14 protein-coding genes are annotated in these 18,315 nt (G+C 71.0%); 6 read left to right on the forward strand and 8 right to left on the reverse strand.

Features of this window, described 5'->3' with window-relative positions:
• Nucleotide 1: 1 nt before the first annotated feature.
• From zwf to pgl, 3 genes are read left to right on the forward strand one after another with little or no spacing between them, the layout of a single operon-like run.
• A complete protein-coding gene (gene zwf, locus AB5J55_RS09925; protein ID WP_369270295.1) occupies nt 2-1,540 on the forward strand; it encodes a glucose-6-phosphate dehydrogenase in 1,539 nt (512 codons plus the stop codon).
• Nucleotides 1,537-2,757, forward strand: a complete 1,221-nt coding sequence (gene opcA / locus AB5J55_RS09930; protein ID WP_369270296.1) for a glucose-6-phosphate dehydrogenase assembly protein OpcA — start codon at nt 1,537-1,539, stop codon at nt 2,755-2,757. The genes zwf and opcA overlap by 4 nt, the downstream gene beginning before the upstream one ends.
• Entirely contained in the window at nt 2,754-3,536 is a 783-nt protein-coding gene (gene pgl, locus AB5J55_RS09935; RefSeq protein ID WP_369270297.1) for a 6-phosphogluconolactonase, read from the forward strand. Before opcA ends, pgl begins: the two co-directional genes overlap by 4 nt.
• Before the next feature lie 64 nt (nt 3,537-3,600).
• Here the strand turns inward: pgl and AB5J55_RS09940 are convergent, their stop codons facing one another.
• The 5 genes from AB5J55_RS09940 to AB5J55_RS09960 all read right to left on the reverse strand — a co-directional run bounded on the left by AB5J55_RS09940 (nt 3,601) and on the right by AB5J55_RS09960 (nt 10,261).
• Nucleotides 3,601-4,440, reverse strand: a complete 840-nt coding sequence (locus AB5J55_RS09940; RefSeq protein ID WP_369270298.1) for a carbohydrate ABC transporter permease — start codon at nt 4,438-4,440, stop codon at nt 3,601-3,603.
• Complete coding sequence (locus tag AB5J55_RS09945; RefSeq protein WP_369270299.1) at nt 4,437-5,801, reverse strand: ABC transporter permease subunit; 1,365 nt, start codon at nt 5,799-5,801, stop codon at nt 4,437-4,439. The genes AB5J55_RS09940 and AB5J55_RS09945 overlap by 4 nt, the downstream gene beginning before the upstream one ends.
• A gap of 38 nt (nt 5,802-5,839) precedes the next feature.
• Complete coding sequence (locus tag AB5J55_RS09950; RefSeq protein WP_369270300.1) at nt 5,840-7,171, reverse strand: ABC transporter substrate-binding protein; 1,332 nt, start codon at nt 7,169-7,171, stop codon at nt 5,840-5,842.
• A gap of 39 nt (nt 7,172-7,210) precedes the next feature.
• Nucleotides 7,211-8,854, reverse strand: a complete 1,644-nt coding sequence (locus AB5J55_RS09955) for a glycoside hydrolase family 13 protein (RefSeq protein WP_369270301.1) — start codon at nt 8,852-8,854, stop codon at nt 7,211-7,213.
• Nucleotides 8,855-8,989: 135 nt separating this feature from the next.
• Nucleotides 8,990-10,261 carry an ABC transporter substrate-binding protein gene (locus AB5J55_RS09960; protein WP_369270302.1) on the reverse strand — a complete coding sequence of 424 codons (1,272 nt, stop codon included), beginning with the start codon at nt 10,259-10,261 and terminating at the stop codon, nt 8,990-8,992.
• Nucleotides 10,262-10,386: 125 nt separating this feature from the next.
• Here AB5J55_RS09960 and AB5J55_RS09965 point away from each other — a divergent pair, with 125 nt between their 5' ends.
• The 3 genes from AB5J55_RS09965 (at nt 10,387) to AB5J55_RS09975 (ending at nt 14,078) form a co-directional block, all read left to right on the forward strand.
• Nucleotides 10,387-10,902 (forward strand): PadR family transcriptional regulator, encoded by a 516-nt coding sequence (locus tag AB5J55_RS09965; RefSeq protein WP_369270303.1) that lies wholly within the window; start codon nt 10,387-10,389, stop codon nt 10,900-10,902.
• A 20-nt stretch (nt 10,903-10,922) separates the two neighbouring features.
• Nucleotides 10,923-11,720 carry an ABC transporter ATP-binding protein gene (locus AB5J55_RS09970; protein WP_369276144.1) on the forward strand — a complete coding sequence of 266 codons (798 nt, stop codon included), beginning with the start codon at nt 10,923-10,925 and terminating at the stop codon, nt 11,718-11,720.
• Nucleotides 11,721-11,789: 69 nt separating this feature from the next.
• Nucleotides 11,790-14,078: an ABC transporter permease gene (locus AB5J55_RS09975; protein WP_369270304.1), complete on the forward strand. Its 2,289-nt coding sequence runs from the start codon at nt 11,790-11,792 to the stop codon at nt 14,076-14,078.
• Nucleotides 14,079-14,109: 31 nt separating this feature from the next.
• Here the strand turns inward: AB5J55_RS09975 and AB5J55_RS09980 are convergent, their stop codons facing one another.
• From AB5J55_RS09980 to AB5J55_RS09990, 3 genes are all read right to left on the reverse strand, one after another.
• Nucleotides 14,110-15,111, reverse strand: coding sequence for a hypothetical protein (locus AB5J55_RS09980; RefSeq protein ID WP_369270305.1), 1,002 nt, complete (start codon nt 15,109-15,111; stop codon nt 14,110-14,112).
• Between the two features lie 127 nt (nt 15,112-15,238).
• Nucleotides 15,239-16,894, reverse strand: a complete 1,656-nt coding sequence (gene pgi / locus AB5J55_RS09985; protein ID WP_369270306.1) for a glucose-6-phosphate isomerase — start codon at nt 16,892-16,894, stop codon at nt 15,239-15,241.
• 52 nt (nt 16,895-16,946) lie between these two features.
• Entirely contained in the window at nt 16,947-18,215 is a 1,269-nt protein-coding gene (locus tag AB5J55_RS09990) for an MFS transporter (protein ID WP_369270307.1), read from the reverse strand.
• Nucleotides 18,216-18,315: the final 100 nt, after the last annotated feature.

An 18,315-nucleotide genomic window follows, 5' to 3' on the forward strand; every position in this document is an offset into this window, starting at 1 on the left:
CTTGCCACCCTTCACCGTCACTGAAGCGAACCCGCTTCGTGACGCCGCCGACCGACGGCTCCCGCGTATCGCGGGGCCGTCGGGCCTGGTGATCTTCGGCGTTACGGGCGATTTGTCACGTAAGAAGCTGATGCCGGCCGTTTACGACCTCGCCAACCGCGGTCTGCTGCCGCCGGGTTTCTCGCTGGTGGGCTTCGCCCGCCGCGAGTGGGCCAACGAGGACTTCGCGCAGGAGGTCCACGACGCCGTCAAGGAGCACGCCCGCACCCCCTTCCGTGAGGAAGTCTGGCAGCAGCTCATCCAGGGCATGCGCTTCGTGCAGGGCACCTTCGACGACGACGCCGCCTTCGAGCGGCTGCGCGGCACCATCGAGGAGCTGGACAAGGCCCAGGGCACGGGCGGCAACTTCGCCTTCTACCTCTCGGTGCCGCCGCGCTCCTTCCCGGTGGTCATCCAGCAGCTGAAGAAGCACGGCCTCGCCGACCAGACGAGCAGCTCCTGGCGCCGCGCGGTCATCGAGAAGCCCTTCGGACACGACCTGAAGTCGGCCGAGGAGCTCAACAAGGTCGTCCACGAGGTCTTCGCCCCGGACCAGGTCTTCCGCATCGACCACTACCTGGGCAAGGAGACCGTCCAGAACATCCTGGCGTTGCGGTTCGCCAACACGATGTTCGAGCCGATCTGGAACCGGTCCTTCGTGGACCACGTGCAGATCACCATGGCCGAGGACATCGGCATCGGCGGTCGCGCCGGCTACTACGACGGCATCGGCGCCGCCCGTGACGTCATCCAGAACCACCTGCTCCAGCTCCTGGCACTGACCGCGATGGAGGAGCCCGCCTCCTTCGACGCGGACGCGCTGGCGGCCGAGAAGACCAAGGTGCTCGGTGCCGTACGGCTGCCGAAGGACCTGGGCCGGGACACGGTGTTCGGACAGTACGCGGCCGGCTGGCAGGGCGGTGAGAAGGCGGTCGGGTACCTCCAGGAGGAGGGCATCGACGCCAAGTCGAAGACGGACACGTACGCCGCGATCAAGGTGGGGATCGACAACCGCCGCTGGGCGGGCGTCCCCTTCTACCTGCGCACCGGCAAGCGCCTGGGCCGCCGCGTCACCGAGATCGCGGTCGTCTTCCAGCGCGCGCCGCACTCCCCCTTCGACACGACGGCCACCGAGGAGCTCGGCCAGAACGCGATCGTGATCCGCGTCCAGCCGGACGAGGGCGTCACGGTCCGCTTCGGCTCGAAGGTGCCGGGCACCTCGATGGAGATCCGCGACGTGTCGATGGACTTCGCGTACGGCGAGTCCTTCACGGAGTCGAGCCCGGAGGCGTACGAGCGTCTGATCCTGGACGTCCTCCTGGGTGACTCGAACCTCTTCCCGCGCACCGAGGAGGTCGAGCTGTCCTGGAAGATCCTCGACCCGATCGAGGAGTACTGGGACACGAACGGCAAGCCGGCCCAGTACCCGTCAGGTACCTGGGGCCCCGTCGAGGCGGACGAAATGCTCGAGCGAGACGGACGGAGCTGGCGCCGGCCATGAAGATAGACCTCACGGACACCACGGCCAGCAAGATCAACAAGGCGCTGGTGCAGGGTCGCCGGGCCATCGGCACGCCGGCCGTGGGCATGGTGCTCACGCTGGTCATCGTGACGGACGAGGAGAACGCCTACGACGCTCTGAAGGCCGCCAACGACGCCTCGCGCGAGCACCCCTCGCGCACGCTCGTGGTCATCAAGCGCGTTTCGCGCTCGCCCCGCGACCGTACGCAGTCCCGACTGGACGCCGAGGTGCGGGTGGGCGCGGACGCGGGCACCGGCGAGACGGTCGTCCTGCGCCTGTACGGCGAGGTGTCCGACCACGCCCAGTCGGTCGTCCTGCCGCTGCTGCTGCCGGACGCCCCGGTGGTGGCCTGGTGGCCGGTCAACGCGCCGCTCGACCCGGCGAAGGACCCGCTGGGCGCGCTGGCCCAGCGCCGGGTGACCGACACATACGCCTCGGAGCAGCCGGTACGTGAGCTGTCGGCCCGCGCCGACGCCTACACACCCGGCGACACCGACCTGTCCTGGACCCGGATCACGCCGTGGCGCTCGATGCTGGCGGCGGCTCTGGACCAGGTGGTCTGCGAGGTGCAGGCCGTCGAGGTGGAGGGCGAGGAGTTCAACCCGAGCTGTGAGCTGCTGGCGATGTGGCTCGCCGACCGGCTGGACGTCCCCGTCAAGCGGTCGCTGTCGTCGGGCCCCGGCCTGACGGCGGTCCGTATGGACACCGACTGCGGCCCGATAGCGCTCGACCGGGCGGACGGCTCCCTGGCGACCCTGTCCATCCAGGGCCAGCCGGACCGTGCGGTGGCTCTGAAGCGGCGGGATACGGCCGAGCTGATCGCGGAGGAGCTGCGGCGGCTCGACCCGGACGACACGTACGCCTCGGCGCTGCGGTTCGGGGTGGAGCGGCTGAACGCCGGGCCGGCTCAGGCGGTCCGGGGCGTCGAGGCCGCGATCGCCAAGGCGGCGCAGGCCGTCGCTCTGGCCGAGGCCGCCGTGGCCAGGGCCGAGGAGTCGCCGGCCGAGCAGTCGCAGGCCGGCGAGTCGCAGGCCGGCGAGTCGCAGGCCAAGGAGTCGCCGGGTGGGGAGGGAGCGCCGGCCAAAGGAGAACCGGCCGGACGAGCCGCTCTCCCGGCTCCCGTCGAAACCGCTGCGAAAGCACCCGCGAAAGAAGCGACGGCACCGGAACCGGTGAAGAGGGCGGCGGCCAAGTGAGTACTCCCCAGCTGGTCGTGCACCACGACAAGGAGCTGATGGCGCAGGCCGCGGCGGCCCGGCTGATCACGAAGATCGTGGACGCGCAGGCCTCCCGGGGCTCGGCGTCCGTGGTCCTCACGGGTGGCCGCAACGGCAACGGCCTGCTGGCCGCGCTCGCGGCCGCCCCCGCCCGGGACGCCGTCGACTGGGGCCGGCTGGACCTGTGGTGGGGCGACGAGCGTTTCCTTCCCGAGGGCGATCCGGAGCGCAACGTCACTCAGGCGCGTGCAGCCCTGCTGGACGCGGTGCCGCTGGATCCGAAGCGGGTGCACGCCATGCCCGCCTCGGACGGCCCGTTCGGCACGGACGTGGAGGCGGCGGCTTCCGCGTACGCGGAGGAGCTGGCGAGGGCGGCGGGACCGGAGAACCACGGCGCGGTTCCCACGTTCGACGTCCTGATGCTGGGCGTGGGTCCGGACACGCATGTGGCCTCCCTGTTCCCGGAACTCCCCGCGGTACGCGAGACGGACCGCACGGTCGTCGGCGTCCACGGCGCCCCCAAGCCCCCACCGACCCGCGTGACCCTCACGCTGCCCGCGATCCGGGCTGCGCGTGAGGTGTGGCTGCTGGCGGCGGGCGAGGACAAGGCGCAGGCGGCGGCGATCGCGCTGTCGGGCGCGGGTGAGATCCAGGCACCGGCGGCCGGGGCGTACGGCCGCGCCAGGACGCTGTGGCTGCTGGACGCGGCGGCGGCTTCGCAGTTGCCGCGGTCGCTGTATCCACCGGCGTCCGCGTGAACGCGCTTCGGGCCCTCGCTTCCCGGTGAAGCGAGGGCCCGAAGCACATGCACGTCATGCCGGGCTACTTCACCGACCCGGCCATCACGCCCTGCACGAAGTGCCGTTGGAACGCGAAGAACACCACGACAGGCACCACCAGCGACACGAACGCCCCCGGCGCCAGCACGTCGATGTTGCTGCCGAACTGCCGGATCTGGGATTGCAGTTCAACCGTGAGCGGCTGCGACGCGCTGTCCGCGAAGAGCAGCGCCACCAGCATGTCGTTCCACACCCAAAGGAACTGGAAGATGGCGAGCGAGGCGATCGCCGGGCGCCCCACCGGGAGCACCAGCCGCGTGAAGATCCGCCACTCGCTGCCCCCGTCCATCCGTGCGGCCTCCAGCATCTCCTTGGGCAGCTCGGCGAAGTAGTTCCGCAGCAGGAACACCGCGAACGGCAGCCCGTAGGCGACGTGGAAGAGGACGACACCGGGAATCGTGCCGAACAGCCCCAGCTGGCCGAAGAGTTTGGCGACCGGGAGAAGCCCGATCTGCACGGGCACCACGAGCAGCGCCACGACGACCAGGAAGATCGCCTCGCGTCCGGGGAAGTCCAGCCACGCGAAGGCGTATCCGGCGAGTGCCGCGAGGACGACCACCAGCAAAGTCGCCGGCACCGAGATCAGCACGGTGTTCCAGAAGGCCTGGGTGATTCCGGCGTTGCCCAGCAGTGCCGAGTAGTTGTCGAAGGACAGCTGGCCGGGACTGGTGAACACGGTCCACCAGCCGCCCTTCGCCGTGTCCTCTGCGGACCGCATGGACGACAGGAACAGCCCCGCCAGCGGCGTCAGCCACACCAGCCCGATCACCACGAGAAACGCCTGGACCAGCCCGTTGCCCAGTCCGCGCCTGACCGCGTTCATCGCTGACTCCCTCGGAAACGGCGGACGTTGAAGACCATGGCGGGGATGACGAGCAGCAGGAGCAGTACACCGAGCGCGCTGCCCAGCCCCTGGTTGTTGCCGCCGCCGAACGACACCAGCCACATCTGCGTCGCGAGTACGGTCGCGTCCTCCTGCACCGGCCCGGGCGCGATGATGTAGACGAGGTCGAAGACCTTCATCACGTTGATGACGAGGGTGACGAACACGACCGTCAGCACCGGCGCCAGCAGCGGCACCGTGATCCGCCGGAAGATCTGCCACTCGTTCGCGCCGTCCATCCGCGCGGCCTCCAGCGCGTCCCGGGGCAGGGTCGCCAGACCCGCACCGATCAGGACCATCGCGAACCCGGTCCAGATCCACAGGTACGCCCCGATGATCGCCGGCGTGACGAGCGTGGGCCCGAGCCAGGAGACCCCTTCGTAGGGGGCGGCGAAGTTCGAGGCCGGCAGCTTCACCGTGTACGACCCGTCGTCCAGCCCCTTGAAACGGAAGGAGCCGTCGGCCGCCGTGGTCGTCGAGGCGACCGCCTCCCCGCCACGCACCGCCTCGACCGTCATCTCCGGCAGCCCGCTCTCCCGCTGGTCGACCTTGCCCTGCTCCCCTCCCCCACCGGGCGTGAAGTCGAGGTACACGACGCCGCTGAGCTCACCGGGGCTCGCCTTCTGCCCCGCGGCCGCGTTCGCCGGCCGGGCGTCCCCGGGAAGGTCCGCCGGAAGCACACCGACGAGTCCGAGCGTCACGGCCTGGCCGGGGGACGCGGTCGCGGTCGTGCCGAGCGAGCCGTCCGCCCCCTTCGCCAGCCCCTGCCCGTCGCGTGCCCGTGCCGTCGGATATGTCGACGTGCCCTGGAAGGCGTCGTGCACGGAGACGACGGCGGCGTTCAGCACGCCCTTGTCCGGGTCCTCGTCGTAGGCGAGCCGGAAGATGATGCCGGCGGCGAGGAAGGACACGGCCATCGGCATGAACAGCAGCAGCTTGAAGGCGGTCGCCCAGCGGACCTTCTCCACCAGCACAGCCAGGATCAGACCTAGGCCCGTCAGCAGGGCCGGGGCCACGACGACCCAGATGGTCGTGTTGCGGATCGCGTTGAGTGTCGCCGGGTCGCGGAACATCTCGGTGTAGTTCTCGCCGCCCACGAACTCGGTGCCGGAGGCGTCGAAGAAACTGCGCCCGATGGAGAACAGCACCGGGTAGACGACGAGTGCGCCCAGCAGGAGCAGCGCGGGGAAGACGAAGAGGAGGGCGATGATCCGCCCGCGCCGCCGTGAGCGTCGGGCGCGCGCCTTGCCGTCGCCCGGGGCGGGCGACGGGCTTGCCTCTTTCACGAGGGTGGCGGTCATGTCCGGTCAGCTTTCATACGTGTGGCGGTCATGGATGATCAGCCCTGGCCCTCGTACGCCTTGGCCGCCGCGGCCTCGAGCTTCGCCGCGGTGCCCTTCGGGTCCGACGGGTCGCGCAGGAAGTCCTGCAGGAGCTTCCACTCGCCCGCGCCCTTGGTGCCGCCGAAGGCCGCCGGAGCCTGGTCGGACATGTCGAAGCGGACCGAATCGCCCGCGGAGACGAGGGACTTGGCGGTCGCGCGGGTGACGTCGTCGCCGTACGAGGCGGGGTCGACGTTCTTGTTCGGGGACAGGAAGCCGCCCGCTCCCGCCCACACCGCCGCGGCCTCCGGGGTGGCGAGGTACTCCAGCAGCGCCATGCCGGCCTTCTGGTTCTTGCCGTCCTTCAGGACGACGGCCGCGTCACCGCCGCTGACCACCGGCGCCTTGCCGGAACCGACCGCCGGGAACGGGAAGAAGTTCGCGTCCTCGCCGATCGACTTGCCGAACTGGTCCTTGGCGACGCCCGCGACGAAGTCGCCCTCGTAGACCATGCCCGCCTCGGGCTTCGGCCCGAACACCTTCTCCACCGAGCCCGGGAAGTCGGTGTTCAGGGCCCCCTTCTGGCCGCCCGCGATCAGCTGCTTGTCCTTGAAGAGCTTGCCCAGGGTGGTGAGCGCGTCGACCACGGACGCGTCGGTCCACTTCAGCTCGTGCGAGGCGAGGGCGTCGTACTTCTCGGGTCCGGCCTGGGAGAGGTAGACGTTCTCGAACCAGTCGGTGAGGGTCCAGCCGTCCTCCCCCGCGACCGAGAAGGCGGCCAGGCCGGAGTCGGAGACGGTCTGCCCGGCCTTCAGCATGTCGTCGTAACTCTTCGGCGGCTCGACGCCGGCCTGGGCGAGGGCGTCGGGGCTGTACCAGACGGTCGACTTGTGCGCGGCCTTGAAGTAGAGGCCGTAGAGGGTGTCCTCGACGCTGCCGTAGTTCTTCCACACGGGGGCGAAGTTGGCGTCCACGGACTTCTGCGTGGTCTTGGACAGCGGCTCCAGCCAGCCCTTCTTCGCGAACTGCTGGAGCACGCCGACCTGCGGGACCATCACCACGTCGGGGGCGTTGCCGCCCTCGATCTTGCTGCCGACGACGGTGGAGACGTTGTCCCCGGTGGACACGAACTCGGTCTTGGCGCCGGTCTTCTCGGTGAACGCGTCCAGCACCTTCTGGAAGTTCTTCTGCTCGGTGCCGGTCCAGACACCGGCCACGGTGATCGTCTGGCCGCTGAGCGCCTTGTCACCGCCACCCGCGGCGACGGGTCCGCCGCCACAGGCGGTCGCGCCGAGCGCGAGGACGAGAGCGGTGCATCCGGTGAGCAGGGTCGTACGTCGTCGCATCATCGTTGATGTCCCTTCGGGGAATGGGGAGTTGACGGAAAATCAGGAGGCGCGGAACTCGGTCCCGTCGCTCATCCACCAGGCCGCGGTGGAGCCGGGCAGGACCCCGGCCGGGCAGGGGCCGCTCGACAGCAGCGGGGTGCCGGAGACCGGCGCCGGGGTGGGCGCGGTACCGAAGTTGACGGCGCAGACGAGGCCGTCGCCGCGGACGAAGGCCAGGACGCCGGGCGCGCTGTCCAGCCAGCTCAGCGTGCCCTCACCCAACTGGGGCAGTGCCTCGCGCAGTTGGAGGCCGTCGCGGTACAGGTGCCAGAAGGAGCGGGTGTCGGCGAGGGCGCGGTCGGTGGCGTACTCGGCGAAGTACTCGGGCTGCGGCAGCCAGGGCTTGGCACTCTCCGCACCGGAGGTGAAGCCGAACGGGGACGCCTGGCCCGACCAGGGCAGCGGCACCCGGCAGCCGTCGCGGATGCGGGCCCGGCTGCCGGTGCGGTGGAAGATCGGGTCGGTGAGCACGTCGTCGGGCAGGTCGACGACCTCGGGCAGGCCCAGCTCCTCGCCCTGGTAGATGTACGCGGCACCGGGCAGCGCCAGCATCAGCAGCGCGGCGGCGCGGGCGCGGGCGGCGCCGAGGCCGCTGCCCCCGGTGGCGGGTTCGCCGTAGCGGGTGACGGTGCGGACCTGGTCGTGGTTGTTGAGGACCCAGGTGACCGTCGAGCCCGTGCCGGCTATGTCCTGCATGGCCTCGGATATGACCTTGCGGAAGGCGTCGGCCTCCCAGGGGGCGCTGAGCAGGTCGAAGAAGAAGGCCTGATGGAGCTCGTCGGAGCGGACGTACTGGGCGTGCTCGCGCGCGGTCGGGACGGACACCTCGCCGACGAGCAGACGCTCACGGCCGTCGCGGGCGGTGTACTCCTCGCATATGGAGCGCCACTGGCGCCACACGTCGTGCACCTCGGGCTGGTTCCAGGCGAGCGGGTTGACCGAGTCGCGGGTGCGGGCGTCGGCCTCCGGGTCGTCGGAGTCGGGCAACTCGGGGTGCTTGTAGAGGCCGGCGGCGACGTCGATACGGAAGCCGTCGACACCCCGGTCCAGCCAGAAACGCAGGACCCGGTCGAACTCGGCGGCGACCTCCGGGTTGCGCCAGTTCCAGTCCGGCTGCTCGGGCGTGAACATGTGCAGGTACCACTGGCCGGACCGCCCGTCCGCCTCGGTCACCCGGCTCCACGCCGGGCCGCCGAACATCGCGTGCCAGTTGTTGGGCGGCTCGGAGCCGTCGGCGCCACGGCCGTCGGCGAAGTGGAAGCGGGCGCGGGCCGCGCTGCCGGGCAGGGCGGACAGGGCCTCCTCGAACCACAGGTGCTCGCTGGAGCAGTGGTTGGGGACGATGTCGAGCAGCACCTTGATCCCCAGCCGGCGGGCCGCGGCCACCAGCTGGTCGAACTCGGCGAGGTCGCCGAAGAGCGGGTCGACGTCGCAGTAGTCGGCCACGTCGTACCCGTGGTCGTGCTGCGGCGAGGGATAGAAGGGGCTCAGCCAGATCCCGTCGACCCCGAGCTTCTTCAGATACGGCAGCCCGGCCCGGACCCCAGCGAGGTCGCCGACACCGTCGCCGGTGCTGTCGAGGAAGCTGCGGACGTAGACCTGGTAGATCACCGCGTCACGCCACCAGTGGTACTTACTCAGCATGCATGCATGTTAAGTATCCGTTTCAGGAGGGTGTCAATGAACTGGACGCAAGCTACCGAGCAGTTGACCCAGCAAAATAGGGCATACCAGGGCAGGTCGAGGAGGGATGAGATGCTGCCGTTACCTAACAGGTAACTACTCAGCGGCGATGGCGTCGAGCTCTCGCGCCAGCCGCCGCACCGCGGCCTCGGGCGTCTCGCGCCCGGTCATCGCGTCGTGCACGACCGCCTGCACCACCAGGCTCACCTGGTCGTAGCGCGGGCTCTTGGGGCGCGGCGCGGCCGTCAGCACGCTCTCGCGCAGGGTCGGCAGATAGGGGAACTCCCGCACCAGCCCGGGATCCTCGTACAGGTCGGCCCGTACCGGCGGCAGGGCGCCGCGCGTGAGGACCTGACGCTGGACGCGCTCGCTGGTCAGGTACGCGATCAGCCGGGCGGCCGAGTCGGGGTGCCGGGCATGGGAGCTGACGGCCAGGTTGGAACCGCCCAGCACACTCGTCCCCGGCCCGTCCGGACCCGGCAGCGGTACGGCACCGATCCGCCCGGAGACCGGCGAGCCCTTGGCCGACGCGCCTACATAGGCGTACGGCCAGTTACGGAGGAAGAGCAGGCGTCCGTCCTGGAAGGCCTGCTTGGACTCCTCCTCCTTGTAGGTGAGCGCCCGCTCGGGGATCCAGCCCTCGCGGACGCCCCGGGCGAGGAAGTCGATGCCGTCGCGGGCCGCCGTCGAGTTCACGGTGACGCGCTCGCCCTCGTCGCCGAGGATCGAGCCGCCCGCCGAGTAGACGGCCTCGGCTGCGTTGACCGTGAGCCCTTCGTACGGCAGGAACTGACCCGCGTAGCCGTCCAGGCCGTACTCGGGCGCGATGGTCTTCGCGGCCCGCTCCAGTTCGGCCCAGGTGCGCGGTGGGTCGACGCCCTCCTTGGCGAGGATGTCCTTGCGGTACAGGAGCAGGCCGGCGTTGGTGACGTACGGGACCGCGTACAGCTGTCCGTCGTAGGTCGCCGTGTCCACGACCGGCGGCAGGAAGCTCCCCAGCGGGAAGCGGTCGCGCGCCAGTGGGCGGATCCAGCCCTGCGCCGCGAACTCCGAGGTCCAGCTGACGTCGATGTTGAGGACGTCGAAGCGACTGCGGTCGCCGCCGCGCAGGTCGGTGGTCATCTGCGCGTGGGTCTCGTCGGCGGAGTCGGGCAGCTCGACGAGAGTGACCTTCTCGTCGGGATGGGTGCGGTTCCAGCCCTCCAGGACGGAACCGAGATAGCCGGTGAGGTCGCCGGCGGTGGCGAGGGTCAGGGGTCCCCTGCCACTCGCGGGACCCTCGTCGGCGCGGGCGCCGGAGGCAACGTAGCCGGTCAGGATCACAACGAGGACGAGAAGGCCCCTACCGGCGGCGTGGATCCACCGCATAGGTTCCTCCTTGCACACCGGCCCCAGGCACCTTCGCCCGGAGTCAGAGGCCATGTATACCTGTTAGGTATGCGCGATACTAGGCCTCGCGGCACATTACCCATGATGCGAGGAGGAGAGCACGAGTGCGGCTGCCCCTCCTGGCCCTGCTGGCGCGCGGCCCGGCCCACGGCTATGAGCTGAAGCAGGACCTTGAGCAACTGCTGGGCTCCGCGTACCCTCAGCCGAACGTCGGCCAGATCTATGTGACCCTCGGCCGCCTCGAGAAATCGGGGCTGATAGAGGGCGAGGACGTCGAGCAGTCGAGCCGGCCCAACAAGAAGGTCTACCACCTCACCGACGCCGGGCGTGAGGCGCTGCGCGCCTGGTTCGAGGAGCCCGAGGACGAGCCGCGGGTGCGGGACGAGTTCTTCATGAAGCTGGCCGTCGCCCCGCAGACGGGGCTCGCCGACCAGATCGCACTTATCAACCAACAGCGGCGCCAGTACCTGAACACCATGCGTCAACTGTCGAAACTGGCCGCCGCCGAAGACCGGGACAACCGCATCGCCCATCTGCTGATCGAGGGCGCGATGCTGCATCTGCAGGCCGACCTCGACTGGCTGGAGCGGTGCCAGGAAGAGCTGGAGGAGCTGGAGTGAGCGACGATTCCGCTCCTGCGCTGGGCGCCGAAGGTCGCGCGACGCGCGCCGGCGACCCTGCGCCGCAGGCCGAGAACCACCCGGTGCTGCGGGCCGAGGGCCTGGTCAAGACGCACCAGGGCGGCGAGGGCGCTCCGGCGCATGCCGTCCGGGGCGTTGATCTTTCCGTCCGGCAGGGCGAGTTCGTGGCCGTGACCGGCCCGTCCGGTGCCGGCAAGTCGACCTTGCTGCATCTGCTGGGCGGGCTACAGCGCCCGGACAGCGGGAGCATCTGGCTGGACGGCGAGCGCGCGGACCGGTGGAGCGAGGCCCGCTGGGCGGTGGAGCGCAGGAAGCGGATCGGGATCGTCTTCCAGTTCTTCAACCTGGTCTCCGACCTGTCCGTCGCCGACAACGTGGAGCTGCCCGCACTGCTGGCCGGCGTCGCGCCGAAGCGGGCGCGCACCGAGCGGGCGGAACTGCTGGGCGAGCTGGGCCTCGCGGGCAAGGAGCGGAGCCTGCCGGGCGAGCTGTCCGGCGGCGAGCAGCAGCGTGTCGCACTGGCCCGTGCCCTGGTCAACCGTCCACCGCTGCTGCTGGCCGACGAGCCCGCCGGCAGCCTGGACAGCAAGGGCACCCGCGAGGTGATGCGGCTGCTGTCCCGCTTCCACCAGCGCGGCCAGGCGATCGTGCTGGTCACGCACGACGCCCGACTGGCCAGCGCCGCGGACCGCGTGATCAGCTTCTTCGACGGCCGCATAGCCGACGACGCCGAACTGGACGCCGACACCCCGCCACGCCGGGCCGGGACGTCGGGTGTGCTGGAGCTCAGGGACTGAGATGCGGCGCTACGACGATCCCCGCCCCCTGGGTGGGCCTGCCGGTCCCGAGCGGCGAGGCTGACGCCCATGCGAGCCACCCTGCGCTGGGCGCACTCCGATCTGCGTACGCACCGCGGCGAGGCGCTGTTCCTCGTGCTGGCCACGGCCGGGATCGTCGTGTCGCTGCTGCTGGCCACGGCCCTCTTCGGCTACGCCACCAACCCCTGGCAGCGCGTCTTCACCCAGGCGCACGGCGCGCACGTGTGGCTGCACACCGGGCCCTCGGCCAACAGCGGGAAACTGGCCGGGCTCGACGGCGTCGAGTCCGTCGCGGGCCCCTACCCGACCGCCTCCACCACCCTGTCCTCCCAGGGCACCCGCGCCACCGTCGAATTGCGCGGCACCCCCGAGCGCCCCACCGTCGGGCGCCCCCTGATCACCTCCGGCCACTGGCTGGACCCCTCGAACCCCGACGGCGTCGTCCTGGAGACCCGCCTCGCCCGCGCCCTTCTCGCCGCCCCCGGCGACACCCTCACCCTGCCCGGCACCGGCACCGCCCGGACCCTGACCGTCCTCGGCATCGCCGACAGCGCCGAGCCGCGCTACCGCCCGGGCGAGCAGCCGGGTCTCGTCTGGGCGCCGCCGTCCGCCGTGCCCGACCCGGGCGGTCAGGTGATCGGGCTGCGCCTGACGGACCCCGACGACACGGACTACGCCGTCCAGCGGGCCGTGACCGTGCTGGGCGCGGGCGCGGTCAGCGAGGTCTCCACCTGGAAACAGGGGCGCGCCGAGGCGCAGGGCGACAACCGGCTGCTCGGGCAGGTGCTGGGCCTGTTCGGGCTGGGCGCGCTCGTCGCCGCCGGACTCGCCGTCCACGGTGCGATCGGCACCCGTATCCGCGGTCATCTGCGGGACATCTCCGTGCTGAAGGCGATCGGCTTCACGCCGGGCCAGGTGGTCCGCGTCTTCCTGCTGCAACACCTCGCATACGCGCTGCTGGGTGCCGTCGCCGCGGCGACCCTCATCCAGGCCCTTGGCAGCCACATCCCGGGCCGGCTCGGGGACGCGGTCGGGGTGTGGCAGGGGCTGCCCGGGCACACCGTGGCACTGTTCACGGTTCCCGTCGCGGCGGTGCTGCTCATCGGCGCGACCACCGGGCTCGCGGCCTGGCGGGCGGGACGCGTGCCCCCGGTGCCGGTGCCACGGCCCGCGGCACCGCTCGGCGCACGGCTGTCGGGGGTGGCCAGGCAGGCGCTCGGGCTGCGGCTGCCGCCCGCGCTGGTGCTGGGCTGGCACCGGGCGTTCACACGCCGGCTGAGGTCACTGGCGACGGTCGCCCGGCTCGCGCTGCCGCTGCTGCTGATCGTGGTGGCGATGAGCGCGTGGACCACGATCGAGCGCTTCGACAGCAGCCCCGAGCAGATCGGCCTGCCGACCGCCCTGACCGTCCACGCCGACTCGGGCCTGGCCGACCGGGAGACCCGCACTCTGCTGGAACGCGACCCGCAGGTCACCGCCGCCTACCCCGGCGTCGAGGTGGCCGCCCTGGTCCCGGGCCAGACGGCCACGATCGCCCTGCGCGGCCTCGGCACCCGCGAGGACCCCTACCCGTACGCCCTGGCCGAGGGCCGCCCCGCGCAGGGCCGCGACGAGGCGGTGGCCGGGCAGGGGCTGCTGGATCTGCTGGACGTGCAGGTCGGCGACTGGGTCCGGATGACCGTCGGCGACCAGCCGCAGATCCTGCACATCGTGGGCCGCAGCGTCGAGCCGGAGAACGCCGGCCGGGTCATCTCCACCTCCCTCGACACCCTCCGCGAGAACGACCCAGGCCTCGGCCCCACCCTCTACGAGCTGCGGCTCCGCCCGGGCGCGGACCCCGGCGAGGTCGCCGACCGGCTGGCCACCGCCGGGCACGGACGCCTCGACGTGCACGCCGTGCCGAACCCCGCCGACGGCCTCTCGGCCCTGCGCGGAGTCGTCGTCGGCCTGATCGCCGTGCTGGCCCTCATCGGGCTCATCGAACTGCTCACAGCGATCGGCGGTGCCGTCCGCGAGGGCGAACGCGACCTGCTGGCCCTCAAGGCCATCGGACTGTCCCCCCGGCAGATCACCGCGATCACCGTCACCTCCACGGCCTGCACCGCCCTGGCCGCGGTCGTCATCGGCACGGCACTGGGCACGCCCCTCGCGCACTGGCTGATCGACGCCCAGGGCAGATCGAGTGGCATCGGCGCCGGGATCGCCCAGGGCCCGTCCGCCGCCCTCCTGGTGCTGTTCGGCACGGCGGCAGTCGCCGGAGCGGCCGCACTCGCCGCCGTCCCGGCCTCCCGCGCCGCCCGCCGCCGACTCGCCGACACCCTGAGCGCGGTCGCCTGACCGGCGACGGGCCGGCACGGATTCCGCGAGGTCAGCTGCCGTAGGGGCCGGGGCCGTAGGGCTGCTGGGGGTTGTACGGAGGGTGCGGGCTGTAGGGAGGCGGCGGGTTCTGCGGAGGCTGCGGCCCATAGGGATGCTGCGCACCCGGGCCGTACGGATTCCCCTGCGAGGGCCGACCGTAGGGGTTCCCGGGCGGCGCGTACGGGTTGCCCTGTGGCGGTACGAAGCCGTTCGGGGCGTACGACGGTGGCGGCGGGGTCGGCATCGGAGTGGGCGTCGGGGTCGGCGGCAGGGTGGCCGGGTGGGCGGCCAGCCGGATGCCGTACCTGTTCTTGAGTCGGCCCATCTCCAGCAGGGCGATGCCCGTGACCGTCACGGGAGCGCCCAGGATGAAGACGAAGCCCAGGGCGAGGCCGAGACCGTGCAGGTCACCGGTCACGAGGTCGGGAATGGCCATCAGCCAGGTCGTCACCGTCGCGAGCAACGGCGGCAGACCGCGGTGCACGACAGCGGTGCCGAAGAAGTTCCCCGAGATCCGGTAGGCGCCGGCGATCACGAAGAAGCCCATCCAGAGCCCCACGAGGCTGAGCAGCATGTTCCCGAGGACCCCGAGCGAGCCGCCCAAGCGGAAGATCAACAGGGTCCCGAGCGCCGAGCCGATGAACAGCAGCAGCAACTTCAGCGACCTGACGAGCGGTCCCCGCAGCTGCCCCACCGTTCCGGCGCCGGAACGCCGCCACAGCCAGAGCATCACGCCGACCGTGAGCGGCGTGATGAACAGCAGGACCGCGCACGCGGTCGCCGCGTTGTCCAGCATCTCGTCGAAGGCGAATCCGCCCTCGACGAAGGTGTAGACACCGAACGCCGCGACCGCCCCCACGATGACCCGCGCCTTCTTGAGCGCGTCCACCGACGGATCCAGCGAGTTCGGGATCCAGGTCGGGTGGAACACCGCCTTCGCGACCTGATGAGGCTTCAGGAACGACTGGGCGGTCAGGGCGCCGCCGGTCCAACTCCCTTGTGAACTAGTCAATTCACACTCCCCCGAGTGATCGTGCCCATGATCAACGAGGGAGTCTACGGGAAGCGGACGACCACGCGCCGCCCGCCTTCCGCATCCGCGGTCACCGCCGGATCCGCGACTTCTGCCGGATCCGCGGTCACTGCCGGCCGCGCAGCTCCCGGTACTTGGCGACGAGCGCCTTCGTCGACGCGTCCAGCCCCGGCACCTCGGCGCCCTCGGTCAGCGCGGGCTCGACGCGCTTGGCGAGGACCTTCCCGAGCTCGACGCCCCACTGGTCGAAGGAGTCGATGTTCCACACCGCGCCCTGCACGAACACCTTGTGCTCGTACAGCGCGACCAGCTGCCCGAGCACCGACGGAGTCAGCTCGCGCGCGAGGATCGTCGTCGTCGGGTGATTGCCCTTGAACGTCTTGTGGGTCACCAGCTCCTCCGGCACCCCTTCGGCGCGCACCTCCTCCGGCGTCTTGCCGAACGCCAGCGCCTGCGTCTGCGCGAAGAAGTTCGCCATCAACAGGTCGTGCTGCGCCTTGAGTCCGTCGCTCATCTCGGCGACGGGCTCGGCGAAGCCGATGAAGTCCGCCGGGATCAGCTTGGTTCCCTGGTGGATGAGCTGGTAGTACGCGTGCTGCCCGTTGGTGCCCGGCGTGCCCCACACGACCGGCCCGGTCTGCCAGTCGACCTCCCGCCCGTCCCGGCCGACGTACTTGCCGTTGGACTCCATGTCCAGCTGCTGCAGATACGCCGTGAACTTCGACAGGTAGTGGCTGTACGGCAGCACCGCGTGCGACTGGGCGTCGTGGAAGTTGCCGTACCAGATGCCCAACAGGCCGAGCAGCAGCGGCACGTTGGACTCGGCGGGCGCGGTGCGGAAGTGCTCGTCGACGGTGTGGAAGCCGTCGAGCATCTCCCGGAAGCGGTCCGGCCCGATGGCGATCATCAGGGACAGGCCGATCGCCGAGTCGTAGGAGTAGCGCCCGCCGACCCAGTCCCAGAACTCGAACATGTTGGCCGTGTCGATGCCGAAGTCCGCCACCTTCTCGGCATTCGTCGACAGCGCGACGAAGTGCTTGGCGACGGCTTCCGGTCCCGCCTTCAGCTCGCCCAGCAGCCAGTTGCGCGCCGAGGTCGCGTTGCTGATCGTCTCGATCGTCGTGAACGTCTTGGAGGCGATGACGAACAGCGTCTCGGCCGCGTCCAGGTCGCGGGTGGCCTCGTGCAGGTCGGCGCCGTCGACGTTCGACACGAAGCGGACGATCAGGTCGCGGTCGGTGAAGCTGCGCAGCACCTCGTACGCCATCGCCGGGCCGAGGTCGGAGCCGCCGATGCCGACGTTCACGACGTTCCTGATGCGCCGGCCGGTGTGCCCGGTCCAGGCGCCGGAGCGGACCCGCTCGGCGAAGTCGGCCATCTTGTCGAGGACGGCGTGCACCCCCGGGACGACGTTCTCCCCGTCGACCTCGATCACCGCGTCACGGGGTGCGCGCAGCGCGGTGTGCAGCACGGCGCGGTTCTCGGTCGTGTTGATCTTCTCGCCGCGGAACATGGCGTCCCGCAGCCCGAACACGTCCGTCGCGGCGGCCAGCTCGCGCAGCAGCCGCAGTGTCTCGTCGGTGACCAGATGCTTGGAGTAGTCGACGTGCAGGTCACCGACCTGCAGCGTGTACCCCGCACCACGGCCCGGGTCGGCGGCGAACAGCTCCCGCAGCCCCACTTCGCCGAGCTCCTCTCGGTGCTTGGCCAACGCGGTCCACTCGGGCGTCTGGTTGAGCCTGGTACGGCCGTCTGCGTTCATGTCCGACTTCAGCCTTCTTTCGTGCCTGTCCCAGCTGTTCCAACCTAATTGATCAGCGCGCGGCGTGAGCCGTCGTGGCGTCGTCGTCCGGCGCAACAACAGGTACGTCCGGCTTGCGCACAGGTATCAGCGAGGCGACGGCCAGTACGAAGAAGGCGGCCGTGAGCAGGGGCGGGGTGTTCAGGCCCCAGGCGGTCGCGACGGCACCGCCCAGCAGGGCGCCGAGCGGCACCCCGGCGAAGGCCAGGGTCCGGAACGCCGAGGCCACCCGGCCCAGCAGCGCCACGGGGCTGCGCTGCTGCATGAGGGTCGTCGTGTTGACGTTCCACACCATGCCCATGAGCCCGAAGACGGCCAGGGCGGCCACCAGCACGGCCAGGCCGCGCACGGTGCCCATGACGACGAGGGCCGCGATCTGCACCGCGCCGGCGAGCAGCACGGCCCGGATCCCGCCCAGGCGCTTCACGATCCGGCCGTTCAGCACTCCCCCGGCGAGGCCGCCGACGGTGAAGGCAGCGCCCGCCGCGGCGTACCCCACGGGGCCGGCGTCCAGCCACCCGGTCACCAGGAGGACCAGGGTGGCGAGCTGGGCGCCCATGCCGATGTTGCACAGCGCGGTGGCCGCGCACAGTCCTCGCAGGGCCCGATCGCGCCACAGGGTGCGCAGTCCCTCCGCGATCTCCCGGCGCAGGGTGCTGCCCGCCGGTGCCGGCCCCCGCTCGGGCGCGTCGATCCGCAGTGAGGCCACCAGCACGGCCGCCACGAGGTAGGTGCCGGCGTCGGCCGCGAAGGGCACGGCCGCTCCGGCCGCCAGCAGCACCGGCACGACCGGCCCGCCCACCAGTCCGCCGGCGATGCGCTGCCCGGTCATGAGGCGGGCGTTCGCACTGCCCAGCGCGTCACGGTCCACCAGGGCGGGGAGCAGGGCCGTGGCGGCGTTGTCGAACACTGTCTGGAGCGTGGTCAGAGTGAAAGCCAGTGCGATGAGCAGGCCGATCGAAGCGTGACCGAACGCCACGGCCACCGCGAAAGCGCCGACCAGGAGGCCTCGTAACGCATCGACCGTCCACATCGCGCGCCGCTGGTCCACCCGGTCGGCGACGGCGCCGCCGAGCAGCCCGAAGACGATCCACGGCAGATAGCCGCAGGCGGTGACCGCGGCGATCAGCAGCGGCCGGTCGGTGAGGGTCACGGCGAGGAGCGGCAGGGCCGCCGTACGCAGGGAGTCGCCGAAGCTGGAGAGCACGGCGGCGCTCCACAGCCGGCCGAAGCCTCCACGCCACACGGGCGCACCCACGCCCACCGTCCCAGCCGTCGCCACAACTCCCCCTCCCGGTCCATCGATGCAGAAGATCGATGCCACAAACCGTAGGGGGCGCCACTGACAATCGGTCCGCGAGCGGCTCGGCGCCGGTGCGTCG

Source organism: Streptomyces sp. R11, from assembly GCF_041051905.1.
Taxonomy (GTDB): domain Bacteria; phylum Actinomycetota; class Actinomycetes; order Streptomycetales; family Streptomycetaceae; genus Streptomyces.